Annotated in this window: 26 protein-coding genes; 14 read left to right on the top strand and 12 right to left on the bottom strand. The window is 63.5% G+C overall.

Annotated elements, in window-relative coordinates:
• Positions 1-108: 108 nt before the first annotated feature.
• From VIM95_RS14435 to VIM95_RS14420, 4 genes are all read left to right on the top strand, one after another.
• A complete protein-coding gene (locus tag VIM95_RS14435; protein WP_331986879.1) occupies positions 109-366 on the top strand; it encodes a (2Fe-2S) ferredoxin domain-containing protein in 258 nt (85 codons plus the stop codon).
• 199 nt (positions 367-565) lie between these two features.
• Positions 566-1795: a sensor histidine kinase gene (locus VIM95_RS14430; RefSeq protein WP_331986877.1), complete on the top strand. Its 1230-nt coding sequence runs from the start codon at positions 566-568 to the stop codon at positions 1793-1795.
• Positions 1792-2541, top strand: a complete 750-nt coding sequence (locus VIM95_RS14425) for a LytTR family DNA-binding domain-containing protein (RefSeq protein ID WP_331986875.1) — start codon at positions 1792-1794, stop codon at positions 2539-2541. The genes VIM95_RS14430 and VIM95_RS14425 overlap by 4 nt, the downstream gene beginning before the upstream one ends.
• 505 nt (positions 2542-3046) lie before the next feature.
• The gene (locus VIM95_RS14420) at positions 3047-3433 is read left to right on the top strand and encodes a hypothetical protein (RefSeq protein WP_331986873.1); all 387 of its coding nucleotides are present in this window, start codon (positions 3047-3049) and stop codon (positions 3431-3433) included.
• Here the strand turns inward: VIM95_RS14420 and plsY are convergent.
• Entirely contained in the window at positions 3400-4026 is a 627-nt protein-coding gene (gene plsY / locus VIM95_RS14415) for a glycerol-3-phosphate 1-O-acyltransferase PlsY (RefSeq protein ID WP_331986871.1), read from the bottom strand. The genes VIM95_RS14420 and plsY overlap by 34 nt on opposite strands.
• A gap of 105 nt (positions 4027-4131) precedes the next feature.
• Here plsY and VIM95_RS14410 point away from each other — a divergent pair, with 105 nt between their 5' ends.
• The gene (locus VIM95_RS14410; RefSeq protein ID WP_331986869.1) at positions 4132-4491 is read left to right on the top strand and encodes a dihydroneopterin aldolase; all 360 of its coding nucleotides are present in this window, start codon (positions 4132-4134) and stop codon (positions 4489-4491) included.
• Positions 4492-4507: 16 nt separating this feature from the next.
• Here VIM95_RS14410 and VIM95_RS14405 read toward each other — a convergent pair whose 3' ends face one another.
• The 3 genes from VIM95_RS14405 to rlmD form a co-directional block, all read right to left on the bottom strand.
• The gene (locus tag VIM95_RS14405) at positions 4508-4957 is read right to left on the bottom strand and encodes a hypothetical protein (RefSeq protein WP_331986867.1); all 450 of its coding nucleotides are present in this window, start codon (positions 4955-4957) and stop codon (positions 4508-4510) included.
• Between the two features lie 108 nt (positions 4958-5065).
• Complete coding sequence (locus VIM95_RS14400) at positions 5066-5899, bottom strand: DUF3667 domain-containing protein (RefSeq protein ID WP_331986865.1); 834 nt, start codon at positions 5897-5899, stop codon at positions 5066-5068.
• A gap of 136 nt (positions 5900-6035) precedes the next feature.
• The gene (gene rlmD, locus VIM95_RS14395) at positions 6036-7355 is read right to left on the bottom strand and encodes a 23S rRNA (uracil(1939)-C(5))-methyltransferase RlmD (protein WP_331986862.1); all 1320 of its coding nucleotides are present in this window, start codon (positions 7353-7355) and stop codon (positions 6036-6038) included.
• A 243-nt stretch (positions 7356-7598) separates the two neighbouring features.
• On the opposite strand from rlmD, the gene thpR reads away from it, so the two are divergent.
• Together thpR and VIM95_RS14385 are read left to right on the top strand one after the other, a co-directional pair.
• Positions 7599-8108 (top strand): RNA 2',3'-cyclic phosphodiesterase, encoded by a 510-nt coding sequence (thpR, locus tag VIM95_RS14390; protein WP_331986860.1) that lies wholly within the window; start codon positions 7599-7601, stop codon positions 8106-8108.
• A gap of 132 nt (positions 8109-8240) precedes the next feature.
• Positions 8241-8408: a hypothetical protein gene (locus tag VIM95_RS14385; RefSeq protein ID WP_331986858.1), complete on the top strand. Its 168-nt coding sequence runs from the start codon at positions 8241-8243 to the stop codon at positions 8406-8408.
• Here VIM95_RS14385 and VIM95_RS14380 read toward each other — a convergent pair.
• Entirely contained in the window at positions 8405-9310 is a 906-nt protein-coding gene (locus tag VIM95_RS14380; RefSeq protein ID WP_331986856.1) for a hydroxymethylglutaryl-CoA lyase, read from the bottom strand. The two genes, VIM95_RS14385 and VIM95_RS14380, sit on opposite strands and share 4 nt — an antisense overlap.
• A 98-nt stretch (positions 9311-9408) precedes the next feature.
• Positions 9409-9717 carry a metalloregulator ArsR/SmtB family transcription factor gene (locus VIM95_RS14375; RefSeq protein ID WP_331986854.1) on the bottom strand — a complete coding sequence of 103 codons (309 nt, stop codon included), beginning with the start codon at positions 9715-9717 and terminating at the stop codon, positions 9409-9411.
• A gap of 146 nt (positions 9718-9863) precedes the next feature.
• Between VIM95_RS14375 and gpmI the strand changes: the two genes are divergently transcribed.
• The 5 genes from gpmI (at position 9864) to VIM95_RS14350 (ending at position 15744) form a co-directional block, all read left to right on the top strand.
• A complete protein-coding gene (gpmI, locus tag VIM95_RS14370; protein ID WP_331986852.1) occupies positions 9864-11408 on the top strand; it encodes a 2,3-bisphosphoglycerate-independent phosphoglycerate mutase in 1545 nt (514 codons plus the stop codon).
• Positions 11405-12709 (top strand): peptidoglycan DD-metalloendopeptidase family protein, encoded by a 1305-nt coding sequence (locus tag VIM95_RS14365; RefSeq protein WP_331986850.1) that lies wholly within the window; start codon positions 11405-11407, stop codon positions 12707-12709. The genes gpmI and VIM95_RS14365 overlap by 4 nt, the downstream gene beginning before the upstream one ends.
• 77 nt (positions 12710-12786) lie before the next feature.
• Positions 12787-14247 (top strand): S41 family peptidase, encoded by a 1461-nt coding sequence (locus tag VIM95_RS14360; protein WP_331986848.1) that lies wholly within the window; start codon positions 12787-12789, stop codon positions 14245-14247.
• 138 nt (positions 14248-14385) lie between these two features.
• Positions 14386-14892 (top strand): GAF domain-containing protein, encoded by a 507-nt coding sequence (locus VIM95_RS14355; protein ID WP_331986846.1) that lies wholly within the window; start codon positions 14386-14388, stop codon positions 14890-14892.
• 78 nt (positions 14893-14970) lie between these two features.
• Positions 14971-15744, top strand: a complete 774-nt coding sequence (locus VIM95_RS14350; protein WP_331986844.1) for a HesA/MoeB/ThiF family protein — start codon at positions 14971-14973, stop codon at positions 15742-15744.
• A 12-nt stretch (positions 15745-15756) separates the two neighbouring features.
• Here VIM95_RS14350 and VIM95_RS14345 read toward each other — a convergent pair whose 3' ends face one another.
• Both VIM95_RS14345 and VIM95_RS14340 read right to left on the bottom strand, forming a co-directional pair.
• On the bottom strand, positions 15757-16530 hold the full coding sequence (locus tag VIM95_RS14345; RefSeq protein ID WP_331986842.1) for a transporter substrate-binding domain-containing protein: 774 nt from the start codon (positions 16528-16530) through the stop codon (positions 15757-15759).
• Positions 16527-17315 (bottom strand): TatD family hydrolase, encoded by a 789-nt coding sequence (locus VIM95_RS14340; RefSeq protein ID WP_331986840.1) that lies wholly within the window; start codon positions 17313-17315, stop codon positions 16527-16529. Before VIM95_RS14340 ends, VIM95_RS14345 begins: the two co-directional genes overlap by 4 nt.
• Positions 17316-17540: 225 nt before the next feature.
• Between VIM95_RS14340 and ybiB the strand changes: the two genes are divergently transcribed.
• Together ybiB and VIM95_RS14330 are read left to right on the top strand one after the other, a co-directional pair.
• Positions 17541-18530, top strand: a complete 990-nt coding sequence (gene ybiB / locus VIM95_RS14335; RefSeq protein ID WP_331986838.1) for a DNA-binding protein YbiB — start codon at positions 17541-17543, stop codon at positions 18528-18530.
• Between the two features lie 400 nt (positions 18531-18930).
• Positions 18931-20181 (top strand): sensor domain-containing phosphodiesterase, encoded by a 1251-nt coding sequence (locus VIM95_RS14330; RefSeq protein WP_331986836.1) that lies wholly within the window; start codon positions 18931-18933, stop codon positions 20179-20181.
• Positions 20182-20241: 60 nt separating this feature from the next.
• Here VIM95_RS14330 and VIM95_RS14325 read toward each other — a convergent pair whose 3' ends face one another.
• From VIM95_RS14325 to VIM95_RS14310, 4 genes are all read right to left on the bottom strand, one after another.
• A complete protein-coding gene (locus VIM95_RS14325; RefSeq protein ID WP_331986834.1) occupies positions 20242-21912 on the bottom strand; it encodes an acid phosphatase in 1671 nt (556 codons plus the stop codon).
• A gap of 159 nt (positions 21913-22071) precedes the next feature.
• Positions 22072-23091: an alpha/beta hydrolase gene (locus tag VIM95_RS14320; RefSeq protein WP_331986832.1), complete on the bottom strand. Its 1020-nt coding sequence runs from the start codon at positions 23089-23091 to the stop codon at positions 22072-22074.
• Positions 23092-23137: 46 nt separating this feature from the next.
• Positions 23138-23554, bottom strand: a complete 417-nt coding sequence (locus tag VIM95_RS14315; RefSeq protein WP_331986830.1) for an organic hydroperoxide resistance protein — start codon at positions 23552-23554, stop codon at positions 23138-23140.
• 229 nt (positions 23555-23783) lie between these two features.
• Positions 23784-25001, bottom strand: a complete 1218-nt coding sequence (locus VIM95_RS14310) for a sensor histidine kinase (protein ID WP_331986828.1) — start codon at positions 24999-25001, stop codon at positions 23784-23786.
• Positions 25002-25172 lie beyond the last annotated feature (171 nt).

Genomic DNA, 25172 nt, shown 5'->3' with positions numbered 1-25172 from the left:
ATCCGCGGCCGCTATCTGGCCTTGGCGCACTCGGCCCGCCGGGAACTGCGGCAGACCGATAAGGCGGCGGACTGAGCCCCCCTGGCGTGGCGGCGATACAATGCTGCCATGAAGACCATCATGGTGTGCATCAAGCAGCGTTTTGAGCCGCAGCCCTCCTGCGCGGGCCGGGGCAGCGTCGTGCTGGCCGAGGGGCTGGAGGCACGGATCGCCGAGCGCAGCCTGGCTGTGCGGGTGCACCGCTTTCCCTGTCTGGGCTTGTGTGAATACGGCCCCAATATGAAGGTCGTCGGCGGCGAGCTCTATCACCATGTCACCGAGCCTGATCTGGACACCATCCTGGCCGAGGCGCTCGGCGAGGGCTAGGGACGCGCTGCAGAAGGGGGCAATCCCCAGCAACACCGCTTCGCCCGGAAGTCTCGCCGACGCGAGTAGGTGGACCTTGCAAAGATTCCTCCCGCTGCCGTCTTTCATTGCCGCTGTTTCGTACTCTGTCTTGTGCCGCTGGTGTGCCAGGCGGCGTGCCGTTAGGCTGCCGACATCTCCACTCACACCGTGATTGATCATGTGGCAGCGACTGCGCGACGCCAACCGGCGCTTTGAAGATGAAACGATAGCCTGGCTACGCAACCCGCCCGCACTCGAGCCGGGTGCTTCGCGCCTGCGTTGTCGTCTGCTCAAAAGCATCCATGAGATGAGCGAGTTCGAGCGGCGCGAGCTCTTGGCCTTCCTGCTCAAGTACCGCGGCTGGAATGGTTGGAAGCGCTTGATCCTGCCATCGGTGTTCGTGCTCAGCATCGTGGGACTGAATCTGCACTTCTGGCTACCGGCCAAGTTCAGCATTCTTGAGGGGATGCTGCTGTGCAACGTGCTGGGTCTTTCTTTCGGTCTGGGGGTGCTCGGCGCCTGGTTCAACTACCGCAAGATCCAGCGCAACTGGTACACCTCGTTCAAGTTTGTGGTGATGGCCACGCTGGGTGCCTTTGTGGGTGCGTCCATGGTTGCCTTGGTCGATGGCCGCCCCATCATTGAGACGATGATACGCATCGGTCGCTGGGTGGCGCTGGCAGGGGTGACCACGGGCCTCCTGCACGCCCTGGTGCTGGGGCTGATTGGCCGGGTCAGGGCGCGGGCCTTCGAATTGGAGAATGCCAGCCTGCAGGCGGCTGCCGAGCGTGAACGTTTGGCGCGGCAGCTGAGCGAATCCCAGCTGCGGCTGCTGGAAGCGCAGATCGAGCCGCACTTTCTGTTCAATACCCTGGGCGCGGTCCAGCAACTGGCCGAGCAGGGGGCCCCCAAGGCGGCGGCGCTGACTGCCAGCCTGATCCAGTTTCTGCGTGGCAGCCTGACGCAGATGCGCAATGAAATGGTCAGTTTGGCGGAAGACTTCGCCAGGGTGGAAGCCTATCTGCAGGTCATGCAGGTGCGCATGGGCGAGCGTTTGCGCTTTGAGCTGCAGCTGCCGGCCGAGCTGGCGGCGCGGCAACTGCCGAGCATGATGCTGTTGACGCTGGTGGAGAATGCGATCAAGCATGGTATAGAGCCCGCGCTACGCGGCGGACGGATAGACGTAGTGGCGCGGCAGGAGGCGGAGATGCTGCTGGTGGAGGTACGCGACAGCGGTGCCGGCCTGAAGGAGGGCGGCGCCAGCGGCGTGGGTCTGGCCAATGTGCGCGAGCGATTGGCGCTGATCTACGGCGGCGAGGCGGCGGTGAGCCTGGAAGAAAACGAGACCGGTGGCTGCCTGGCAAGGTTGCAGCTGCCACTGGCGCATAAGGAGGAGGCGAGGGCATGAACCCTAGGGTATTGATTGCGGAAGACGAGCCGCTGATGCGCGAGCGGCTCCTGAACCTGCTGGCCGAGCATTGGCCGGAGGCCGAGGTGGTGGCGGTGGCGGAGAATGGCGTCGATGCCTGGGATGCCTATCTGGAGCACGAACCGGCGGTGGCCTTTCTGGATATCCGTATGCCAGGCCTATCTGGCCTGGAGGTGGCCGAGCGTATTGCCGGCCGCGCCCATGTGGTGTTCGTGACTGCCTACGATCAGTACGCGGTGGCGGCCTTCGAGGCCGGCGCGGTGGACTATCTGCTCAAGCCGGTGGAGGCTGAGCGGTTGGTGCGGGCGGTGGCACGCTTGCAGCAGAAAATGACGGCGCAGCCAGACGATCTGGCCGAGCTGCTGGGGCGCTTGAAGGCGGTGGTGCCGGTGCCGCAGGTGGAGCGCATGAAGTGGATCAAGGCGACGGTGGGCAAGCAGATCAAGCTGATCAATGTCGAGGAGGTCCTGTTCTTCCAGAGCGATACCAAGTACACGCGGGTGGTGCTGCCGGATTCCGAAGCCTTGATCCGTACGCCGCTCAAGGACTTGCTGGGTGGGCTGGACCCGGAACAGTTCTGGCAGATACACCGCGGCACCATGGTCAACGTGAACGCCATTGCGGCGGCAGAGCGGGTTGATGCCGAGCGCTTGCAGATCATCCTCAAGGCGCACCCGGAGAAACTGATTGTCAGCCGGGCGTTTACGCATCTATTCAAGGCGTAGGCCTCGTGGACAGTATGGTCAAGTGGGATAGTTGAGTGCAGTGCTGGCGCCCGGGAAACCCGGGCGCTTAACTTTTTCTATGCCTGAAACAGCGGCCTTCTCTTTATTGAGTCCCGCCCCTCCGCCCCGCCCGCCGGCGGGGAACGTCGCTGAGGCTCGTCTGGGCTACGAATACCTGTTACCCGTGCCTCCGGTCTATACACCCGCCCGCTGGCGGGGTGCCTCGCTGACGCTTGTCAGTATCGCGAATGACTCAGTAGAAATCCCGACTCTGGCTGTGGCCCTGTGGACACAGGTACAGGGTGTGGATGTTCGGCTATGCCTTGAATTTGTGGCGGGGCGGGGCCTAGATTGGGATGGCGGGGCGGTGGTGTGGAGCGGGATTTGCGCTTTTGAGACGGTTTGCGGAACTTGGAAGGGGTTCCAGCCGCAATTCGTCGGCGCTGTCACTCAGCTATCACGATATGCAGCTATCATTATGCAAATTGCATAATTGGAGAGAGCCATGCGCTTTTGTGATGTCTTGCGTGGTGTCGGGATGGGCTGCGTTGCTGCCCTGCTGGCAGCGACTGCCTGGGCGGGGGATTGCGCCGGTATCGTTGACGATGTGCAGAGGCTGGCCTGCTATGACGCTGTGGCGCTGAGAGAGGCGGCCAAGCCGGCCGCGCCGGTGGTGAACTATGTGTTGCGACCGCAGGGCGCGGTGCGGGCCTTGGGTGCGGTCAATCTGCCGAGGCCTGGCGATTATCTGCTGCCGGTAGGTTACCCGCTGCTGCTGAACGAAGTGGCGGTGGGTGATGAGGCTGCGGTGAATGGCCGGCTGCGTTGGCAGCCAGCCGCGATGCAGAAGACCTCGGCTCAGGCCTCGCCGCCGTCGGTCTTGGCTTTCTGACCGATCCGGCCTTCGGTGCCGGAGAGCAGGTTGAGCAGGTTCTGCTTGTGACGCTGCACCAAGAGGGCGGCGATCAGCAACACGGCGCCAAATACGGCTGGCCGGGCCGGCAGCAGCAGGTAGCAGGCGATGGGTGCGGCAACGGCAGCCAGGATGGCGGCCAGCGAGGAAATGCGGGTACTGAAGGCGACCAACAGCCAGACGGCCATGACGGCGAGCCCCAGGCGCCAGTCCAGAGTCAGCAGTACGCCAGCGGCGGTGGCGACGCCCTTGCCACCCTGAAAGCGGAAGAAGATGGGCCACATATGGCCGACGGTGACCGCTACGGCGACGGCGGCGAGCCAGGGATCGGCCAGACCGGCCACTTTGGCCAGCGCCACGATCAACACCCCTTTGAGGGCATCGCCCAGCAGTGTGAGGATGGCGGCCTTCTTGCGACCGGAACGCAGGACATTGGTGGCGCCGGGGTTGCCGGAGCCGTAGGAGCGGGGATCGGCCATCTTCATGGCGCGGCTGACGATGACGGCAAAGGACAGCGAGCCGATCAGGTAGGCGGCGAGCACGAAAACCGGTGGGATGGCGTTCAACGGCATTGATCCAATTCCAGGGCGAGAATTCAACTACAATGGGCAGCCTCGAATTCTAAGCCGTCTGCGGCTTGCAGCGATAGCAAGCAAGCGCTGGGGCTAACAGGCCATATGGACATTATCTATCTACACGGCGTCAAGGCACGCACCCTGATTGGTTGGTACGACTGGGAGCGTGTGGCGCCGCAGGTCGTCGAGATCGACCTGGAGCTGGGTCTGCCCAGTGCCCGCGCCTGCCAGACCGACGAACTGACCGATACCATCAACTATGCCGAAGTGGTGGAGCGCTTGCGCGCCGTACTGGCCGAGCAACACTTCCTGCTCTTGGAACGGCTGGCCGAGTATATCGCCCAGGACCTGATGGGGGCCTTCGGGGCGCCGTGGATACGGGTATCGGTGACCAAGCTCGGCATCCTGCACGAAGTCGGTAGGGTGGGGGTGACCGTGGAGCGCGGTCACCGCGGTAGTTGAGCGGCCAGGCCGCGCTTTAACCCAAGTCGGGTCGCAGCGTTTCCAGCAGGCGCCGGTATTCTGCCGGCTCCTTTTCCTTCAGCCGCCGTAGTTCGCCCTGCAAGCGCTGCGCCCGCCGCGCCTTGGTCCAGGCCTTGAGGTCGTCGATTTCTTTCGCCATGGTCAGCAGATCCTTTGCGGCATTGGATCGTTTTGCTTCAGGCTGCTGTTCGACCTGCTCCCTTGCTACGTCCAATAGGCGCCCTAGCTGCTGCCCGTAGCTGTATTGGCTGACTACATCGTACTCAGTCGCCGGTGAGCTCGAATTCTGCTCGTTGACGGTGATATTGCCGAAGTTCCAGCCAGGCAAAATGGGTTGGCTGAACAGGCTCAGCCAACGGGTGTAGGGGGCGTAGAGCTGTGATTGCAGTTTGCCCATGCCCTGCACCCAGCTTTCGAAACCATTTGGCGGAATGCTGCTTCCCATCTTTTCCTCCTTGCTGATCATGCCGGCTATGCCGGTCGTCCGCGCCTGCCGCAGCGTATCTGCGGGGCGCTGACTGTGTTCTAGCAGCAATGCGGGGCGGGTGCCGGTTTAGCCGCGGGCGATCTGCTGCCGGATCAGTTCGATCAGCGCGCCGGCATGGGGGCCGAGCGCCCAGAGGGTTAGGCCGGTGAGCACCAAGGCGGTCAGCAGGCCATAAATCAGCGCCAGCGCGGAGCCGCGCAGCAGCTGAGGCCACCAACGCCCGCCATAGACCCGCTTGAGTGCCAGGATGAGATACAGCCAGATGATGGGGTAGGCCAGGCTGCCGTAATCGTGCACCGGCGGCAGCAGGGTCAGGAGGTAGAGCACGAAGATAAAGGCGTGCAGGTGCAGGGCGAACAGCAGATGGTGGCCGTAGCGCAGGCCACGGCGGCGGTAGAGCAAGCGGCATAGCGCGGCAAATACCGGCGTCATGGCCAGGATGGTATAGGGCAGCCGCTTGAGCACGACTTCATCGACATTGATCAACTGGCCGGGATCGGCAGCGTTGGCGCCGGCAAGGGCTGGACCCTGGGTCACGACGGGCCGGCTATTGACCCGGATATTGCCGAAATGGTCGCCCTGAGCCTGCATGGACCAGCCCAGGAACAGGAAGAACAGAAAACTGAAGGTGGCGTACAGCGGCAGTGGCCGGACCAGTTGCTGGCGGCGGCCGGCCAGGTATTCCACCGTCAGTTGCCCTGGTTTGAACAGGAGCAGCTTGAGGGTACGCAGCAGCTTGCCTTCCAGCGCCACATAGTGATGCAGGTACTCATGCAGGAACTCGTGCAGGGTGGGTGGCTGGATCTGGGTTTCCTGACCGCAGGCCGCGCAATAGCGGCCATGCACCCTGGTGGCGCAATTGGGGCAGTGATCGGGCAGGGGCAGATTGGCGTGCGACATGGGACGGCCAAGGGAGAAATGGCCGGATGATAGAGCAGGCGTCGCTTACCGGGGCAGGGTAGTACGGGCGGTGGGGGTTTATGCAACGCCGCCGCATGGGGCGGCGGCGTTGGCCGAGGCGGGTTCCGCCGCGGACTTATTCCTTTTCGAACCAAGCCATGGATTCGACATGGCCGGTGTGCGGGAACATGTTCACTACGCCGGCCGTCTTCATGGTGTAACCCTTGACATTGACCAGCACGTTGGCATCCCGCGCCAGGGTGGCCGGGTTGCAGCTGACATAGACGATGCGCTTGGGGCCGCCTTCCACCGGGATGGACTTGCAGACTTCCATGGCGCCGTCGCGCGGCGGGTCGATCAGCATGCGGTCGAAGTGGCCCAGGCCGGTCATGATCTCTTCGGTCATCTCGAAGAGGTTGGCGACCTGGAATTCGGTCTTGTCGGCCAGACCGTTCTTCCCGGCGTTCTCGATAGCACGCTCGACCAGCTGCTGGCTGCCCTCGATACCGATGACCGAAGCGCCCAGGCGGGCGATGGGCAGGGTGAAGTTGCCCAGGCCGCAGAACAGGTCGGCAATGCGCTCGCCCGGCTGCGGGTCGAGCAGGCGGATGGCCCGGCCAACCAGCACGCGGTTGATATGCGGGTTGACCTGGGTGAACTCGGTGGGCTTGTAGGGCATGACCACGCCGAACTCGGGCAGGCTGTAGCTCAGCTGCGGCGCGTCCAGCGGGTAGAAGGGGTAGGCGGTGTCCGGGCCCTTGGGTTGCAGCCAGAATTGCACCTGGTATTGATCGGCAAAGGCACGCAGCAGGGCTTCGTCTGCCTCATTGATGGGGTCCATGATGCGTAGTACCAGCACGTCCACGTGTTCGCCCACGGCGAGCTCGATCTGCGGCATGCGCTCGCGGATGGAGAGCTGCATGACCAGCTCGCGCAAGGGCACCAGCATGTCCGAGATCTTCTTGGGCAGGATCTGGCAGGACTTCATATCGGCGATAAAGCTGGAGCGCTTCTCGTGGAAGCCCACCAGTACCGTGCCCTTCTTGGCGACAAAGCGGGCCGACATGCGGGCACGGTGGCGGTAGCCCCAGGTCGGACCGTAGATGGGAGGCAGCAGGCTCTCGGGCTTGACCTCGCCGATGCGGGCCAGGTTTTCTTCCAGCACGCGCTGCTTGGCGGCCACCTGGGCGCTGGCCTCGGCATGCTGCATGGAGCAGCCGCCACAGACGCCGTAGTGCACGCACTTGGGCGTGGTGCGGATATAGCTTTCCTTGAGGATGGCGACCGCCTGGGCATTCTCGAAGGTCGGCTTCTTGCGATAGCTGGAATACTCGACCTTCTCGAACGGCAGGGCGCCGTCGATAAAGATGGTCTTGCCGTCCACATGGGCGACGCCATGGCCTTCGTAATCCAGTGATTCGATGGTGGCTATGGGATTACGGCGGGGTTCGGTCATGGCGGCGGCTACGATTGCTGAAGAAAGCCGACGATTATAAGCGCTTGAGACTACGAGGGAAAATGCCGTTCTGGAAAAAATGAGGCCGATGCAAGCTGGGCATCGGCCTTAGAGTCAGGCGGCGGTAGCCGCCTTCGAGGGAGTGTGTGTCGTTGCTGACTGCTTCTCGTTATAGCGGCGCCCATGCCGAGATCAAGTCATTGTCATGCCGTCTGTCGTTTGTTGCGTGGAGGTCCACTGTCCATGGATAGCCGATTGTTCCTGGCGCTCTGGCCTGATGAGGCCAGCCGGCGGCGTTTCTATGCCCTGGGCGGTCGCTTGGTGCCGGACTGCGGTGGCCGCCGGATGGCGGTGGACAAGCTGCACCTGACCCTGGCCTTTCTCGGCCCGGTCGCGGAGGCGCAGCGCCTGGCCTTGCAGCAGGCGCTGGCCAGGGTTGTGCCGACGGAAGGCGTGTTGCGCCTGGATAGGCTGGGGTATTGGCAGCCTGGCATCATCTGGCTGGGTATGGAGACCGTGCCGGATTTCCTGGCCGAGCAGGCTGCAGCACTGCGTACGGTGCTGGATGGCTGCGGTGTGGACTATGACCGTAAGCCCTTCAAAGCCCATGTCACCTTGCTCAGGCAGGCGGCGCGCCCAGCACGCTGGCCGGCTTTTTCGCCGCTGGTCTGGCAAGCCCGGGGCTTTTGCCTGGTCGAATCACGGCCGGGCGAGCCTGGGTCGCCTTACCGCGTGCTGCAGCATTTCGGCTGACCGGCTGTCGCTTCCCGCCGACGTTTTGGCGCGCTTTGGCAGTTTGCCTATTGAACTTTCATGAGAATGTGCCGATATTCCGGGTGTAAGCCGATTGATCAGCGTGCGCCTAGTGCGCAGAAGGGATGCAAGATGATCACCGTCTTCGATATGGCCTCGGGCCAGCAGGATGCCGGCAAACCGGCTGTCGCCGTGGATGAGGTGCCGCTGCAGCAGCCCGTCCGGCGCCAGGAGACGCAGCTGCGGCTCCTGACGGTGGAAGAGGCTATCGCCGTCGAGCGGAAACAGCGCGCTCCTTAAGCGGTTTTCGCAGCCAGTGCCGCCGCCGCCTTGGAGGCGGGCACTTTACCCAACTGGCCGTTGATAAAACGGCCAGCTGCGGCCAGTTTCTCCAGATTTACCCCGGTTTCTATCCCCAGACCCTGCAGCAGGTAGACCACGTCCTCGGTCGCGACATTGCCGCTGGCGCCCTTGGCATAGGGGCAGCCACCCAGGCCGGCGGCCGAGCTGTCGATTGTGGCAATGCCCAGCTCCAGCACCGCGTAGAGGTTGGCCAGCGCCTGGCCCCAGGTATCGTGGAAGTGTACGGCGAGCTGCGCCATGGGGACCTCGGCCGCCACCGCCTGTACCATGGCGCGCGCCTTGGCCGGGGTGCCCACGCCGATGGTGTCACCGAGCGAGATTTCGTAGCAGCCCATGTCGTAGAGGGCCTTCGCCACCCGCACCACGTCGGCCAGCGGTACTTCGCCCTGGTAGGGGCAGCCCAGCACGCAGGAGACATAGCCGCGCACCGCCACGCCATCGCTCCGGGCGGCGGCCAGGACCGGCTCGAAGCGGGCCAGGCTCTCGGCAATGCTGCAATTGATGTTTTTTTGCGAAAACGCCTCTGAGGCTGCGGCAAAGACCGCGACCTCGTCGGCCCCGGCCGCGCGGGCGGCCTCATAACCCTGCATATTGGGTACCAGCACCGGGTAGCGCACGCCGGGGCGGCGTGGCAAGGCCTGCATGAGCGCGGTATGGTCAGCCATCTGCGGCACCCATTTGGGCGAAACAAAGGCGGTTGCCTCGATTACCTGGAGGCCGGCCTCGGCCAGCTGGGCGATGAACTCGAGCTTGCTCTCGGTCGAGACCGGGGTCTTTTCGTTCTGCAGCCCATCGCGCGGGCCGACTTCGACGATCTTCACATGACTGGGTAGTGCCATTGCTGCTGTCTCCGTTGGGAGTCTGATGGACTCCTCTTTGCAAAGCACAAGGGCCGCGTTGTGGCGGCCCCTGCAGGTTTTCCTATTGGTGCGTGTCGTTATTTGGCAAAGCCGCAGAACACGTCGCGCATCATGCTGACCACTTCCAGTGTGCGCGGGTCGCCCACCCGGTAGTAGACGCGGTTGGCGTCCTTGCGGGTACGCAGCACGCCCTTCTCGCGCATGATGGCGAGATGCTGCGAGATATTGCTTTGCGATGTGCCGACAGCGTCGACGATATCCTGGACGCTGACTTCATCCCCTCCCAGCACGCAGAGTATCTTCAGGCGCAAGGGATGAGACATCGCTTTCATCGCGCGCGAAGCCTGCTCGATCTGTTCGTCGTCCTCAATCAAATGGTAGGCCATAGCAAGCTTTTTGGTTTTTTATTCGGTTGGTATATAAGTCGCAGAATGCCGGAATGGTAAACGTCACCCTCCGGGCGCGCAACCCGCTCGCAACCGCTCACAACGCGGTAAAATGGACTTGATTTCAATTCGCTGACCTGCTGCCCATGACTGCCGTCACCCCTGTCCTGCTGCTTATCCTTGATGGTTTCGGTCACCGACTCGACGGTGACGACAACGCCATACTGCATGCCAACAAGCCCAACTGGGACAAACTGACTAAAGAATACCCTTATACAACGATCAATGCTTCGGAGCATTTCGTTGGTCTGCCGGATGGCCAATTCGGCAACTCGGAAGTGGGTCATCTGAACATTGGCGCTGGCAGAGTGTTGCAACAAGACATCAGCCGGGTGGATTGCGACGTGGCCGACGGCACCCTGGGCAAGAACCCGGTGCTGGCCCAGGCGATCGAAACCGCGCGCGCCAGCGGCAAGACCCTGCATATCATGGGCCTGGTCTCTGACGGTGGCGTACACGCCCACGAGAACCATATCCACGCCTTGATCCGCGACGCTCACAAGGCCGGCGTGGCGCATATCGCCGTGCATGCCTTCCTGGATGGCCGCGATACGCCGCCGCGCAGTGCCGAGCGCTACCTGGCCAAGCTGCAGGCTGTCTGCGACGAGTGCCCTGGCGCTGCCATCGTCTCGGTGGTGGGCCGCTACTACGTGATGGACCGGGACAAGCGCTGGGAGCGGGTGGAGCCCGCCTACCGGCTGATCGTGGATGGCGAGGCCGAGCTGGTGGCCGACACCGCGCTGGCCGCGCTGGCCGCCGGTTACGAACGTGGCGAGAACGACGAATTCATCCTGGCGACGGCGGTACGCAAGGGTGGCAAGGTCACCCGCATGGAAGACGGCGACGTGGTGGTGTTCATGAACTTCCGGGCCGACCGCGCCCGCGAGATCACCATGGCGATCAATGACGAGGGTTTTGACGGCTTTGCCCGCCCGCGCCGACCCAAGCTGGGTGGCTATGTCACCCTGACCAGCTACGCCGAGAGCTTTCCCTACCCGGTGGCTTATACCAAGCCCAAGGTACAGAACAGCTTTGGTGAATACATCGGCAGCCTGGGTCTGAAGCAGCTGCGCATTGCCGAGACCGAGAAATACCCGCATGTGACCTACTTCTTCTCCGGTGGCGAGGAGAAGGAGTTTCCGGGCGAAGACCGCATCCTGGTGCCCTCCCCGAAGGTGGCGACCTACGACCTCAAGCCTGAGATGAGCGCGAATGAGGTGACCGACAAGATCGTCGAGGCCGTGGCCAGTCGCAAGTATGACGCCATCATTTGTAACTATGCCAACGGCGATATGGTGGGCCACACTGGCAACTTTGACGCAGCGGTGAAGGCAGTGGAGACACTGGATGGCTGCGTGGCCCGCTGCGTGGCGGCCATGCAGGCCATTGGCGGCGAAGTGCTGGTGATTGCCGACCATGGCAACTGCGAGATGATGTGGGACGGTGGCGCCAAGCAGCCGCATACCCAGCACACCACCGACCAGGTACCTTTCCTCTACGTGGGCCGCAAGGCCACCCTGGCGGCACAGGGCGCCGGGGCGCTACAGGATGTGGCACCTTCGCTGCTGGCCATGATGGGCCTTTCCCAACCGGCTGATATGACCGGCCGCTCCCTGATCCAATTCGCGTGACCGGCCGCCTGCTTCCTGCCTTGCTGGCCGCGTGCCTTGCGGCCGGCGCCTGGGCGGCGGCTGAGCCGGAGAGCGATCTCAAGGAGCTGCGCGAGAAGATCGACAGCCTCAAGCAGGAGTTGCAGGCCAACGAGGCCAACCGCAGTGAAGCGGCCGACGCCCTCAAGTCGTCGGAGCAGGCCATCAGCGAGGCCAACCGGGCGGTGGCCCTCCTGAACCGGCAACAGCAGCTCTCCCAGGCCGAACTGGCCCGCGTTGCCCAGGAGATGGAACGCACCCGCCTCAGCCTTGAGGCCAACCGCAAGCGGCTGGGCGATCTGCTGCGCGCCCGCCAGCGTAATGGCCAGCACGAGGCCTTGCGCCTGTTGCTCAACCGCCAGGACCCAAACCGCTTGTCGCGCGATCTGCAGTACTACCGTTATATCGCCGAGGCGCAGCACAAGCTCTCGGGAGAATTGCAGCTGCAGCTAGGGAAACTGAACGAGCTGGCGGACGTCATAAGGCAGAAACAGGCGGAGCTCGAGCGCATCGTGGCCGAGCGGCGTCAGCAAAGGGACAAGCTACGGGCTGAGCAAGCCAGCAAGCAACAGGTATTGAGCAAACTCTCCAGTGAGATAGGCGAGCAGCGCAAGGAGATCGGCAAGCTGCAGCGCGACGAAAAGCGGCTGACCAGCCTGATCGAAAAACTGGCGCGGATGATACGCGAGCGCGAGCAGAAGGAAGCCCGCGAACGGGAGCGCAAGGAAAAGGCGCAGAAGCTGGCCGAAGCCAAGGAAGCGGCGCGGCAGGCCAAGGAAGCCCGCCAGCAGGGTCGTAAACCTGAACCTGCCAGCAAACCCGAGCCGCCCAGCAAGCCGGAAGCGCCAGTTAAGCACAACGACAGCGTGCCGGACAGCAGCGCCGATGGTCGCCGCTTTGCCGAGCTCAAGGGCCAGCTGCGCTTGCCCCTGCGCGGCGAGGTGGTGGGCAAGTTCGGCAGCGCGCGCAGCGAAGGTGCGGTCTGGAAGGGCGTGTTCATCCGTAGCGGGGGCGGTCAGCCGGTCAAGGCGGTTGCCAGCGGTCGGGTAGTATTTGCCGACTGGCTGCGCGGTTTTGGGAATATGCTGATCGTGGATCATGGTGGCGGCTATATGAGCCTCTATTCAGCAGCGGAATCGCTGATGAAGCAGGTCGGCGATACGGTCAAGGCCGGCGAGGATGTTGCGACTAGCGGCAATAGCGGTGGCAATGAGCAAACCGGCATATACTTCGAGCTAAGGCATCTCGGCAAACCAGTGGACCCACTGGCTTGGGCCAAGTAAGCGCAGTGAGAGCAACGGTTCCGCCGCTGCGGCCGACGGGTAGGTACCTGCGGCATGGCGGAAGCATAAGGACGGCAATGCAAGCGAAAGTGCAAAAGATCAGTTGGCTGTTGGTCGGCGCCGGTATGGGCGTGTTGTTGACGGCAGGGGCGAGCGCCCTGGCCGACAAGGACAATCCGAGCCCCTTGCCGATCAATGAGTTGCGCGCCTTTACCGAGGTCTACGCCCGCATCAAGCAGGATTACGTAGAGCCGGTCGAGGACAAGAAGCTGATCAATGAAGCCATCAACGGCATGTTGACGGGGCTTGATCCGCATTCCGCCTACCTGGACCCAGAGGCCTTCAAGGACCTCAAGACCACCACGACCGGTGAATTCGGCGGCCTGGGGCTGGAAGTGAATGCCGAGGACGGCCTCGTGCGTATCATCTCGCCGATCGAAGACACGCCCGCCTCCAAGGCCGGGGTCAAGGCCGGTGACTACATCATGAAGATCGACGATGTGCCGGTGCGCGGCATGTCGCTCAACGACGCCGTCAGCAAGATGCGCGGCAAGCCCAACACCCAGGTCACCTTGACCCTGCTGCGCAAGGGCGAGGCCAAACCGCTGGTCATCACCCTGACCCGCGCCATCATCAAGGTGCAGAGCGTCAAGGCCAAGATGCTGGAGAGCGGCTATGGCTACGCCCGCCTGACGCAGTTCCAGGAACGCTCGACCGAGGACCTCGCCAAGGCGCTGGATACGCTGTACAAGGAAAACAAGGCGCCGCTCAAGGGCCTGATCCTCGATCTGCGCAATGATCCGGGCGGCGTGCTCAACGGTGCGGTGGGGGTTTCCTCGCTGTTCCTGCCGGATGATTCCCTGGTGGTCTACACCGAAGGCCGCGCGGCGGACGCCAAGCAGCGCTTCAATGCCAGCAGCGATTTCTACGCCGGTGCGGTGAAGGCCCTGCCCAAGGATATCAAGTCGGTGCCGCTGGTGGTGCTGGTCAATGCCGGTTCGGCCTCCGCCTCGGAGATCGTCGCCGGTGCCCTGCAGGACCACAAGCGCGCGGTGCTGGTGGGGACCCAGACCTTCGGCAAGGGTTCCGTGCAGACCATACTGCCGGTGAGCAAGGATTCCGCGATCAAGCTGACCACTGCCCGCTACTTCACGCCCAATGGTCGTTCCATCCAGGCCAAGGGCATCACCCCGGATATCGAGGTGGAAGAGGCTACGCTCAATGGTGTCGAAAACTCTGCCTTCCGCGTGCGTGAAGCCGATCTGGAGCACCACCTGAGCAACCCGCAGGGTGGTGACAGCAAGGTCGACATCAAGATAGACGGCAAGCAGGGCGAGCCGGAAGCCAAGCTCGACCCGGCCAAGACCGACAAGAGCAAGGCGAAGCCGAAGTCCAAGGATGGCAAGGATGGCGCCGAGGACGAACCGCTGCGTCCTGGCGAGATCTCGCTGAAGAAGGATTACCAGCTGCAGCAGGCGCTCAATGTGCTGAAGGTGCAGCAGGTGGTCAGCCGGACCACGACCGCCAAGGCTCAGTAAGTTCGAGCTATCTGTCAGGAAGAGAGGCCCATCGATACGGTGGGCCTCTCTTTTTGTGTGGACTGGGGCTATATATCTTTTAACACCTTGTCCCTTGTGACCGTGGTGCCCAAAAATCCAGATCGGCGGGAGACGATCGTGCACGATACCAATCTGCTCAAGAACCTGTTCACCATGGTGGGCGAGGGCAAGCTGGACCGGCCAAAATTCTTCCAGATGCTGGTGCGCGTCGCGGCGCAGGAGACGGGTAGCAGCCGGGCCAGCGTCTGGTTCTACGATGGCGACCTCAAGGATCACGTCGTTTGCGAGAGCCTGTACGATGTCGGCGACAATCAATGGAGCAGCGGCACGACGCTTAGCGAGGATGACTTCCCGTCCTACTTTGACGCCATGCGCGACCAGCACATGATCGTCGCCGCTGACGCACGTGCGCACCCGGCTACCAGCTGCTTCAACGAGGGCTATTTCGAGCCGCTCAATATCTATTCCCTTCTGGACGTGGGTATTGCCGTCAACGACGTGCAGCTTGGCCTTGTCTGTTGCGAGCAGACTGCCCATGTGAAGGAATGGAGCCAGGCTGACGTTCAGTACCTGCAGCAGGTGGCGGCCATGGTGGGGCTGGCCCTGAAGAAATTCGGCGGCTGATCCCGCCACGGCGACGGGGTATGATGCGATTCCCCGCGCCGTACGCGGCGCGGCGGTTCTTCATCGCCGTGAGTCGCCATGTCCCAGCCCACTGATTTCTCCGACGACGAGCTGCTGCGTTACAGCCGTCATATCCTGCTCGACGAGGTTGGCATCGAAGGCCAGCGCAAGCTGGCAGAGGCCACGGTCCTGATCGTCGGCCTGGGTGGGCTTGGCTCGCCCGCTGCCCTCTATCTTGCTTCGGCGGGCGTCGGCCGCTTGCTGCTGGCTGATGCCGATGAGGTCGAGCTCACCAATCTGCAGCGCCAGATCGTCCATCGCCAGGACAGCCTCGGTCAGTCCAAGGTCGAATCGGCCCGCCAGACGCTGGCAGGTATCAACGACCGGGTCGTGGTTGAGGCGCTGGCTGAACGCCTGGCTGGCGATGCGCTGCTGGCCGCGGTGGCCCGAGCCGACGTGGTACTCGATTGCTCTGACAACTTCCCCACCCGCCATGCGGTCAATCGGGCGTGCGTAGCCCTGAAGAAGCCCTTGGTATCGGGCGCCGCAGTGCGCTTTGACGGCCAGTTTGCGGTGTTTGACCCACGCCAGGCCGAGAGCCCTTGCTACCGCTGTCTGTTCGATGAGGAGGGCGACGCCAGCGATGGGCCGTGCGCGACCTTTGGCGTGCTGGCGCCGCTGGTGGGCATCATCGGTGCCATGCAGGCGGCCGAGGCACTCAAACTCCTGATCGGCATGCCCGGTGTTCCGCTGGGGCGGCTGTTGACCTTGGACCTGCGCAGCCATGATTGGCGCAGCCTGCGCTTTCGCAAGGACCCTGCCTGCCCGGTCTGCGGCGCCGATGTGAAATAGCGGGGGCTGGTGCTAGTCCGGCTCGTTGTAGCCCAAGGCCAGCTTGGCCGCCTTGTACTCGCCGCTGTCGCGCGCCTGGGCCATGGCTTGCCAGAGGGCCTGTACCAGGGTTGCGTTGGCCCGGTAGCGCTGGTGGGAGATCATCAGCCAGGTCGGATAGACCCGGAAGGGGATAGGGTCGCGCTCGATGGTGCTGCCAAAATCGGTGACTTCCTGCAGCAGTGGGTCGGCGGCCGGGGCCTGTAGTATGGCACCATCGACCATGCCGGCCGATACCTTGCGCAGGATCTGGTAGGGGGATTTATCGCTCTCGTCGGTTGGGATGCCGGATTGCTTGAGCAATCTGGCGACAACGAAACCAGGCTGTACGGCAATCGGCTTCCGGTAATCGCGCAGTACCTGGCCATCCCAGTGCAAGTGTGCCTGCTTGGCCCGATACAGCATGAACCGATCGTAGTAGAGGTGCAGCGATGGGTCGGGCTGGCAGGCGCCACCAGGGTAGACACCCTGTTTGCAACGTTCGGCCAGGAAGCCGGCACCCAGCACGCCATCGATGGTGCCGGCCTGCATCTCTGCCAGGCAGCGCTTCCAGGGCATGCCGACCAGTTCGATCTCGCTTTGGGTACGGCGCGCGGTCAACCGTGCGAGGGTGGCGTAGAGGCCTTCGCGCTCCTTCAATATCCAGGGGTAGACCTCGTTGTCCTCGTGGCAGAGCTTCCAGTGTGGCTGGGCTGCCAGCGTGCCGCCGCTGCACAGGAACAATAGGGCGATAGCGCTGCGTTTCACGCTGCGGCCTTTGCGGGCTGGGCTGCGGGCAGGGGGCCGAGCACCGCCTCGGCATTGCGGCTGGTCGCCTGCATGATGGTGGTCAGGTCGGTGCCGCGCAGCTCAGCCAGGAGATGGGCGATACGGGGCAGGTAGGCCGGCTCGTTGCGCTGCTGGTAGGCCCATTCCGGCGAGATATCCGGCGCATCGGTCTCCAGCACGATGGCCTCCAACGGCAGGTCCATCGCCAGGCGGCGGATGTTGAGTGCCCGCTCAAAGGTGAGGTTGCCGCCAAAGCCAAGCTTCATACCCTGGTCCAGATAGGCCTGCGCCTGCTGCGGGCTGCCGTTGAAGGCATGGGCAATGCCGCGCCGCACGCCGAAACGGCGCAACTGTTTGAGTACCTGGTCCTGTGATTTACGTACATGCAGCAACACCGGTAGATCGAAGTCGCGCGCCATCTTGAGCTGGGCGGCGAAGAGCTCGGTCTGCCGCTGGGCATCGAGCCCGGCAACAAAGAAGTCCAGCCCGATCTCGCCCACGGCGACGGGCGATTCCTGCTCGATCATGGCGCGCAGGGCAGGCAGATGCTCCTCGCGGTGGCTGCGTTCGTAGATGGGGTGCAGGCCCAGCGCGACCGGGCAGCCGTAGCGTTGTCGCATGGCCAGGGTCTGGGGCAGGGTGTCCAGGGTGATGGCCGGTACCACCAGGGTGGCAACGCCGGCGTCGCGTGCGCGCGCGACCACGGCGTCGCGATCGTGGTCGAATTCCGGTGCGTCGAGGTGGCAGTGGGTGTCTATGAACATGGTTGTTAGGACTTTAGCAAGCCCGGCGCCCGCTGGGGAGGGATGTGTGCACGGCGAGCCCAGGCGTTGCAGCCGTGGCAACGATGTGCCGTGCTGGTGCACGGCTGTCGCACAGCGCACCGTGACGACGCCACTGCACCGCCGATTGAGCCGCCAGGCGGGCTTTGCGGCTTGGCACGGCGGTTGCTGTCTAAGCCGCAGCCATCCAGACCAAGGAGACCCGGCATGAGCTACACCAGGCTGCTCAAGGCTGTCGCCACAAGCGAGCCGCGCCATCTGAACCAGGAAGAAATCCGCCAGCTATTCGCCGCCATGCTCGACGGTGGCATACCGGACCTGGAATTGGGGGCGCTATTGCTGGCCTTGCGGCAGAAGGGGGAGCATGCGGTCGAGCTTGATGGCGCTGCCGAAGCCTTGGCGGCCCGGACCATGCGCCTTGCCAGCCCGGAGCGGCCGGTAGTGGTGCTGCCTTCCTACGGTGGTGGGCGGGACATGCCCAATCTCACCCCCTTGCTGGCCTTGTTGCTGCGCCGGTTCGAGATACCGGTATTGATCCACGGTGAGCTGGACGGCCACGGACGGGTAGCCAGCGCCTATGTGCTGCGCGAACTGGGGGTGATGCCGGTGGCCAGTCTGAGCCGTGCCCAGGAGGCCTTGGCGCGGGATGGCCTGGCTTTCGTGCCGGTTGGTGCCTTGTCGCCCGGTCTGGCTGCCCTGTTGGCGCTACGGGCCAGGCTGGGGGTGCGGCACCTGGGCCACCAGGTGGCCAAGCTGCTGCAGCCCTTTGACGATGCACGCTCCTTGGCCGTGATTGGCGCGACCCATGCCGACCGGCTGGAGCGATTCCGTCAGGTCTGTCTGCTGCGTCGGCGGCGTGCCCTGGTGCTGATGGGTACCGAGGGTGAGCCCTATGCCCACCCTAGCCACCGGCCGGAGATCGATTTTCTTAGCGATGGTAAGCAGGAGGTCTTGTTCCGGGCCGAGAGCAGTTCCTTTGCACTGCCGGCCAACCTGCCTGCCGGGCTTGATGCCGCGGCGACGGCGCGCTGGATCGAGGCGGCACTGACTGGTGAGGTATCGCTGCCCACCCCCATCCTCAACCAGTTGGCCTGCTGCCTCTACGGCATCGGTTATGTGGACGATATGAACCAGGCCAAGGCCATTGTGGCGGTGGAGGTGGGGATGTTGGCGCAGAAGCGGCTTAGGGCTGCGTGAGCCTTTTTGAATTTATGATTGGTGAGTGGCAGTTGAGCGCAGCGCTGGCGCCCGGGAAACCCGGGCGCTAGTCATTTGTGCATCCTCGGCGAGCGGCTCACCCTTTATCGCCTCCATCCCCCCCGCCCCTGCCGCCGCAGGGGAGCCCCGCTGACGTTCGTCGGTGGCTCGGATTATCGTACTCCTAGATTCGGCGCGGGTGCAGAGCGGGCATGGCAATTGCCACCGGTCTGGATAAGCTGTTTTGAGGGCCTCGACTAGTCCTGGTTTGCCATTCGGGTAGGGCTGCTCGTTTGGTAAATATATCTATGCTTTATCCCCCATCTGGATGATGCCGTCGCGATAGCTGCTTGCTATAGCGGGAGCAGAACCATTGTCGCGGTGTGGATAGGAGGCAGCGATGCAGATACAGGACCTGAGTCTCGGCCAGGCGGTGTTGCCGGGCATTCCCGGCCTGCTGGATGGCGGTGGCAGCGGCGTGGACCGTGTGCTGCACGCGGTGCGGACCCATCTGGGTATGGACGTTGCCTTTGTGTCGGAATTCGAGGAGCACGACAGGGTGCTGCGGCATGTGGATGCGCAGGACCGCAGCCCTATCCATACGGGTGACCGCATACCGCTGGACCAGGGCTATTGCCGCCGCATTGTCGAAGGCCAGTTGCCGGAATTGATACCCGATACCGCCCAGGTGCCGGCGGCCATGGCCCTGCCCGAGACCACGCAGCTGCCCATCGGAGCGCACCTGGGGGTGCCGGTCTATCTGAGCGATGGTCGCTTCTACGGTACTTTTTGCTGCTTCAGCTACACGGCCGATACCAGCCTCAATGAGCGCGACTTGCAGATGATGCGGGTCTGTGCCGAGCTGATGGCTTACCAGATCAGTGCCGAGCTGGCCGCGACGCGTGTAGCCGACCAGAAGTTCGCCCATGTGAAGGGGGCCATCAACCAAGGTGGGCCGGCCATTGTCTACCAGCCTATCTACCGGCTTGAATCCGGCAAGATATCGGGCATGGAGTGCTTGTCTCGATTCGAAAGCCTACCTTTGCGCTCGCCGGATCTGTGGTTCGCCGATGCGGCCGAGGTGGGACTGGGGGTGGAGCTGGAGCTGAGTGCGATCCGCAAGGCCCTGGCTGGCATGGATGCCTTGCCCGGGGACGTCTACCTGGCAATCAACAGCTCGCCGGAGACCATCCTCAGCGGCCGGCTGGAGGAGCTGCTGCGGGATGTACCGAGCGAGCGCCTGGTGCTGGAGATCACCGAGCATGCCCATGTGGCCGACTACCAAGACCTGATCCAGGCCCTGGCGCCCCTGCGCGAGCGGGGTATACGCATCTCGATCGACGACGCCGGTGCGGGTTATTCGAGCATGAGCCATATCCTCAATATGCGGCCGGACCTGATCAAGCTCGATATGAGCCTGACCCGGCAGATAGACAGCGATATGGCGCGCTATGCCTTGGCAGCGGCGCTGAGCGATTTTGCCCGCAAGACGGGAGTGGACATAGTGGCAGAAGGGGTTGAGACGGCGGCTGAGCTGCGTTCCCTGCGCTCGCTCGGCATTGTCAAGGCACAGGGCTACTACCTGAGCCGGCCGCAGCCGCTGCCGGATGCGATCCGGCTTCTTGCGGCCAACGCCCGCCAGCTGCACTAGCTGGCAGTCAACAAGGCTCGGACATAAGCCGTCACCACCGCTAGGTGGCGACGGCTTTTTTCAGCTCAGATCCAGCGTATTGGAGAGGTCACCGGGCGGTTGCGCGCCGCGGGCGTGGAAGGCGGCATTGCGGTGGGCGATGCCCTCCAGCATGGGCAGGCCATGCAGCCGGCTGATAAAGCGGGCGATGGAGGTGGTGTCGTAGAAGGTGTGGTCGACCACGCCTTTCTTGGCGTGGGGCGAGACCACGATGGCGGGAACGCGAGAGCCGGGGCCCCAGCGGTCGCCCTTGGGCGGCGCAACATGGTCCCACCAGCCACCGTTTTCATCGTGGGTGATGATCACCATCATGTGCGGCCACTGGGGGCTCTTCATCAGATGGGCCAGGATATTGCCGACGTGCTGGTCGCCCGATTCCACGTCGGCGTAGCCGGCGTGCATATTCAGGTTGCCCTGCGGCTTGTAGAAGGTCACGGCAGGCAGCTTGCCGGCGAAGGCATCGGCGAGGAAGCGGTTGGACCAGGGGCTGTCGCCCAGGCCGGCATCGCGCAGGTGCTCTTCCCGTGCCTTGGTGCCGGGGGCAAATTGCTGGAAGTAGTTGAAGGGCTGGTGGTGATACTGGAAGTTGGGGGTGTCCGGCCCGCCCTTGCCATCGAGCGCGGCTTGCCAACCGCCGCTGTACCAGGCCCAGCTGACATTCTTTTCCGACAGCAGGTCGCCTAGGGTTCGATAGGTCTGGGGCGGGAGGGTGGCCGGGTCTTCCGGGTCTGCCAGGCGTGGATCGCCACCGATGGCCGGGGCGACAAAGCTGGGCTGGTAGGGCGGGGCCATGGTGTTGACCGCATAGCCATCGGGGGTGATGGCGCCGTTCTGTTCATATTTGGGGCTGCCGTCCATGGCCGAGGCTGGCGACTTGGCCGAGAGCTTGAGCCGAGGGCTGTCGACGGGGCCGTCCACCACGGCGATCTTCTGGCGGGCCGGGGTATTGGCCGCATGGAAGTACTCCGGCACCCGGCAGGCGATCAAGAACTGGTGGTTCAGGTAGGAGCCGCCAAAGGCGCCCATGAAGAAGTTGTCGCACAGGGTATAGCGTCGGGCGATCTGCCAGAGGTTTAGGTTTTGCGCAGTCTCGCTGTAGTAGCCCATGACCATGCCGCCGGAGTCGCCCCAGGCGACGAATTGGTCGTTCTTGCCACCGTTGATCTGCATCTGGTTCTGGTAGAAGGCATGTATCAGATCGCGGGTGATCACGCCTTCGGGCAGGGGCTTGCCTTCTGCGTCGCTGAGTTTGAACGGGGCATTGGGCAGGTTGCTGATCTGCTCTTCGGCGATCAAATAACGCTTGCCGGCTACGTATTGTGCCTTCTGCACCAAGCCGCCCCAGATCTTGGGCAGGCTGGTAAAGGGCTGGCCGTCGCGGTCCAGCTGCCGGTAGCGGGCGGGCGGCACCTGGGAGAGCGGCTCGGCCACGCCAGGGAAGTCGCCGTACAGATTGTTGAAGCTGCGGTTCTCGAGATAGATCACCACCACGTTGCGGATCTTGGCGGCGAGCCTGGCGTCCGGCTTGCCGCCCTTGGCCTCCGCCGGGTTGGCCGCCTCGGCCTCGCCGGGCAGGGTCGCGGCCACGCCTAGGGCGGCCAGCCCTTGCAGCAGGTGGCGGCGCGCCGGGTCTTGCGGGGCGTCCTGGTCGGGATGGACGGCGTTGGGCTGGTCGTTTGGAGTGATGGTCATGGCGCGGCCGTAGGAAGAAAGCTGGGGGCCCTCGCAGCATACTGGCTGGCCCGGGTGGCGCAAGTATATTCGGCCGCCGCATTACGCACGTGAAAAGCCCCGTCGCAGAGTGTGGACGGGGCTGGGGAAGGGCGGTTGTTCAAACCGCACAGGGCCTGATTACTTCAGATGCGTTTTCAGCTCAGTTGAGGCTTGGCGCATGGCGCTGCGCACTGCCGGGACCTGGCTGACCACGTTCAGGAGGCCAAAGTCGTGGATCATGCCGTTGTAGCGGGTCACGGTCACATCGACACCCGCGGCATCCAGCTTGCGGCCGTAGGCTTCGCCCTCGTCACGCAGCACGTCGAATTCGGCGGTCTGGATCAGGGTAGGCGGCAGGCCCTTGAGCTGCTCGGTGGTGGCTTGCAGCGGCGAAGCGTAGATCTCCTTACGCTGCTTGGGGTCGGTGGTATAGGCATCCCAGAACCACTTCATCAGTGGGCGGGTCAGGAAGTGCCCCTGCTCGAATTGGTTGTAGGAAGCGGTTTCGAAGTTGGCATCGGTCACCGGCCACAGCAAGAGCTGGAACTTCAGCTTGGGTTCGCCCTTGTCCTTGGCCATCAGGGCCACGGCGGTGCTCATGTCGCCGCCCACGCTGTTACCGGCGATGGCCAGGCGGTTGCCGTCGACCTTGATCTCCTTGCCATGCTTGGCCACCCACTTGGTAGCGGCGTAGATCTGGTTGACCGCTACCGGGTAGCGGGCCTCGGGAGAGGGGGTGTAGTTAACGAACACCGCCGTGGCGCCCGAGCCTGCCACCAGGTCGCGGACCAGCCGCTCATGGGTGGGGAAGTCACCCAGTACCCAGCCACCGCCGTGGACGAACATGAACACCGGGGTATCCCCCTTTACACCGGCCGGGCGGACGATGGTCAGGTCGACCGTCTGGCCATCCTGGGTGATGGTCTTGTTCGACACTGCTGCCTTGGGCAGCTCGAGCTTGACGCTGGCCTGGGCGCCGACCAGTACGGCGCGGGCTTCCTGGGGCGTCAGTGTCTCCAGCGGCTTGCCGCCGCCGGCTTCCAGCGCTTCGAGGAACTTCTGGGTGTTGTGCTCGACGCCGGGGCTGCCGGCAGCGAAGGCATTACCGAGGGCCAGGGACAGCACGGCGGCGGAGAAGGTCTGGGCAAAAGCTTTCATGATCGGTGTCCTTTTCAGTAGATGGCGGTAGGGCTGGGCGTAGGGCTTACAGCAGTACGACGTTTACTTCGATGTTGCCGCGGGTGGCGTTGGAGTACGGGCAGACGATGTGGGCCTTGTCGACCAGTTGCTGGGCCACGGCGCGATCCAGGCCGGGTAGGCTGATGCGCAGTTCCACCTGCAGGCCGAAGCCGGTGGGGATGGCGCCGACGCCGACATCGGCGGTGATCGAGGCGTCAGCCGGGATGGTTTGCTTGGCTTGGCTGGCGACGTACTTGATGGCGCTTAGGAAGCAGGCGGAGTAGCCAGCGGCAAACAGTTGTTCCGGGTTGGTGGCTTCGCCACCGGCGCCGCCCAGTTCCTTCGGGGTGGTCAGTTTGACGTCGAGCTTGCCGTCGTTGGCGATGGCACGGCCGTCACGGCCGCCGGTGCTGGTAACGGTTGCTTTGTAGAGGATGTTCATGGCGTTCCTTTCAAATGCACAATAAATTAGTGCGCTAACAATATGGAGGGGAAGACCCCCGGTTGTTGCTGCTGTTACCTCGGTGCCGTGTTGCACCGAGACCGTGAGGTGAAATGTAATGAACAATTAAATTGTGTGCAATCTATTTTTTCAAAAAAGTGCAGGAATTTTTTTGCGGCGAATCGAAAAACAGGCTGCAGGGCTTATGCAGAAAGGCTTACAAGGGTAGCTAGGCTAGCCAGAAACGGAATGTGGCGCCTTGGCCAGGGTCGGATTCGGCGATGACGTCGCCGCCATGGCGCTGTACGACGCGCTGGACGAAGGCGAGCCCGATGCCCTTGCCCTGGAAATCCGCCTCTTCATGCAGGCGCTTGAAGGGCTCGAACAGCTCTGTGGCCCGCTCGGGGTCGAAGCCGACTCCGTTGTCTTTCACCACGTAGCTCTGGTGGCCCTGCCAGGGCTCGGCGTAGATCTGCACGTAGGGGGCGGTCTGTTTGCTGGAATACTTGGCGGCATTACCCATCAGGTTGTGCCAGACCTGTTTGAGCAAGGTGGCATCCCCCTCGCAGCCGGGCAGGGTGTCGATGTGGAAGCGGCAGCTGGGGTAGTCCTCGCCAAGCTCGGCACCGACCTGGCGGGCGAGCGCGGCCATGTCCACCGGCTGGCGTTCCAGGCTGCGCTTACTGCCGTGGGCAAACTCCAGCATGGTGCCGACCAGCGCATCCAGGGCGCCGGCATTGTCGCTGATGCGGCCCAGGAGCGATTGCCCCTCGCTGCTCATGCAGCTGGCCTCATCTTCCAGCAGCAGTTCGGCAAAGCGGTTGATGCGCCGCAAGGGCGCGCGCAGGTCGTGCGAGATGGAATAGGCGAAGGCATCCAGGGTCTGATTGGTAGCGGCGAGCTGGTCGTTGGCCAGGCCCAGCGCCCGGTTGGCGGCCTGCTCTCTTTGCAGGGCCTCGCCCAGGGCGTGGTTCTGTTCCACCAGGGCGAGGTCGTTTTCCAGGGTGGTGCGGAAGACCTCCATCAGGCCGGTGACCTGGCTGTCTGGCGAGCGTGGCTCGCTATCGAGTATGCACAGCGTGCCGAACAGCTCGCCGTTGGCACGGCGTATGGGTAGGCCGTAATAGAAGATCATGCCCAGGCAAGCGGTGGGGTTGTCTGCCATCTCGCGGTGCAAGCGGGCGTCCTTGATCAGCAACGGTTCACGCCGCTTGAGCACATTGGCGCAATAGGAGTTGAGGCTCAGGTCTATGCTCTGGCCGGCCGTATAACCATGGGTGCCGTTGCCATTGACGGTTTGGAAGACCAGGGTGTGCTCGGCGGGCTCTGCCCGGTTGATCATGGCGCAGGGGACCTGGGCATGGAAAGCCAGCAGATCGATCAGCGATTGCCAGCGGGCGACCAGCGCATCGGCAGTTTCGGCTAAGGCGGTCTTGGGCTGATTCATCACATCCTCTGACTGACGCCGGGCGGTGAGGGCGCTGGTGTCCGGCTTTCAGCATGGTCTAATCCGGGCCGATTTGCTAAGTCGGCAAGCTACGGTCACACGACCAGTGGTGGCTTGAATACCGGCAGGGTCGGACGCATCTGTGCGGCAGAGGCGGGGACCGTGGTGGTC

The organism is Chitinimonas sp., assembly GCF_036568685.1.
In the GTDB taxonomy this organism is placed as follows: Bacteria; Pseudomonadota; Gammaproteobacteria; order Burkholderiales; family Chitinimonadaceae; genus Chitinimonas.
Note: the sequence above shows the minus strand (reverse complement) of the source record. Positions and strands in the feature narration are given on the sequence as shown.

Coding starts and splice junctions, on each gene's coding strand:
- VIM95_RS14435 (WP_331986879.1), top strand. CDS start 109: ATGAAGACCATCATGGTGTGCATCAAGCAGCGTTTTGAGCCGCAGCCC.
- VIM95_RS14430 (WP_331986877.1), top strand. CDS start 566: ATGTGGCAGCGACTGCGCGACGCCAACCGGCGCTTTGAAGATGAAACG.
- VIM95_RS14425 (WP_331986875.1), top strand. CDS start 1,792: ATGAACCCTAGGGTATTGATTGCGGAAGACGAGCCGCTGATGCGCGAG.
- VIM95_RS14420 (WP_331986873.1), top strand. CDS start 3,047: ATGCGCTTTTGTGATGTCTTGCGTGGTGTCGGGATGGGCTGCGTTGCT.
- plsY (WP_331986871.1), bottom strand. CDS start 4,026: ATGCCGTTGAACGCCATCCCACCGGTTTTCGTGCTCGCCGCCTACCTG.
- VIM95_RS14410 (WP_331986869.1), top strand. CDS start 4,132: ATGGACATTATCTATCTACACGGCGTCAAGGCACGCACCCTGATTGGT.
- VIM95_RS14405 (WP_331986867.1), bottom strand. CDS start 4,957: ATGGGAAGCAGCATTCCGCCAAATGGTTTCGAAAGCTGGGTGCAGGGC.
- VIM95_RS14400 (WP_331986865.1), bottom strand. CDS start 5,899: ATGTCGCACGCCAATCTGCCCCTGCCCGATCACTGCCCCAATTGCGCC.
- rlmD (WP_331986862.1), bottom strand. CDS start 7,355: ATGACCGAACCCCGCCGTAATCCCATAGCCACCATCGAATCACTGGAT.
- thpR (WP_331986860.1), top strand. CDS start 7,599: ATGGATAGCCGATTGTTCCTGGCGCTCTGGCCTGATGAGGCCAGCCGG.
- VIM95_RS14385 (WP_331986858.1), top strand. CDS start 8,241: ATGATCACCGTCTTCGATATGGCCTCGGGCCAGCAGGATGCCGGCAAA.
- VIM95_RS14380 (WP_331986856.1), bottom strand. CDS start 9,310: ATGGCACTACCCAGTCATGTGAAGATCGTCGAAGTCGGCCCGCGCGAT.
- VIM95_RS14375 (WP_331986854.1), bottom strand. CDS start 9,717: ATGGCCTACCATTTGATTGAGGACGACGAACAGATCGAGCAGGCTTCG.
- gpmI (WP_331986852.1), top strand. CDS start 9,864: ATGACTGCCGTCACCCCTGTCCTGCTGCTTATCCTTGATGGTTTCGGT.
- VIM95_RS14360 (WP_331986848.1), top strand. CDS start 12,787: ATGCAAGCGAAAGTGCAAAAGATCAGTTGGCTGTTGGTCGGCGCCGGT.
- VIM95_RS14350 (WP_331986844.1), top strand. CDS start 14,971: ATGTCCCAGCCCACTGATTTCTCCGACGACGAGCTGCTGCGTTACAGC.
- VIM95_RS14340 (WP_331986840.1), bottom strand. CDS start 17,315: ATGTTCATAGACACCCACTGCCACCTCGACGCACCGGAATTCGACCAC.
- ybiB (WP_331986838.1), top strand. CDS start 17,541: ATGAGCTACACCAGGCTGCTCAAGGCTGTCGCCACAAGCGAGCCGCGC.
- VIM95_RS14330 (WP_331986836.1), top strand. CDS start 18,931: ATGCAGATACAGGACCTGAGTCTCGGCCAGGCGGTGTTGCCGGGCATT.
- VIM95_RS14325 (WP_331986834.1), bottom strand. CDS start 21,912: ATGACCATCACTCCAAACGACCAGCCCAACGCCGTCCATCCCGACCAG.
- VIM95_RS14320 (WP_331986832.1), bottom strand. CDS start 23,091: ATGAAAGCTTTTGCCCAGACCTTCTCCGCCGCCGTGCTGTCCCTGGCC.
- VIM95_RS14315 (WP_331986830.1), bottom strand. CDS start 23,554: ATGAACATCCTCTACAAAGCAACCGTTACCAGCACCGGCGGCCGTGAC.
- VIM95_RS14310 (WP_331986828.1), bottom strand. CDS start 25,001: ATGAATCAGCCCAAGACCGCCTTAGCCGAAACTGCCGATGCGCTGGTC.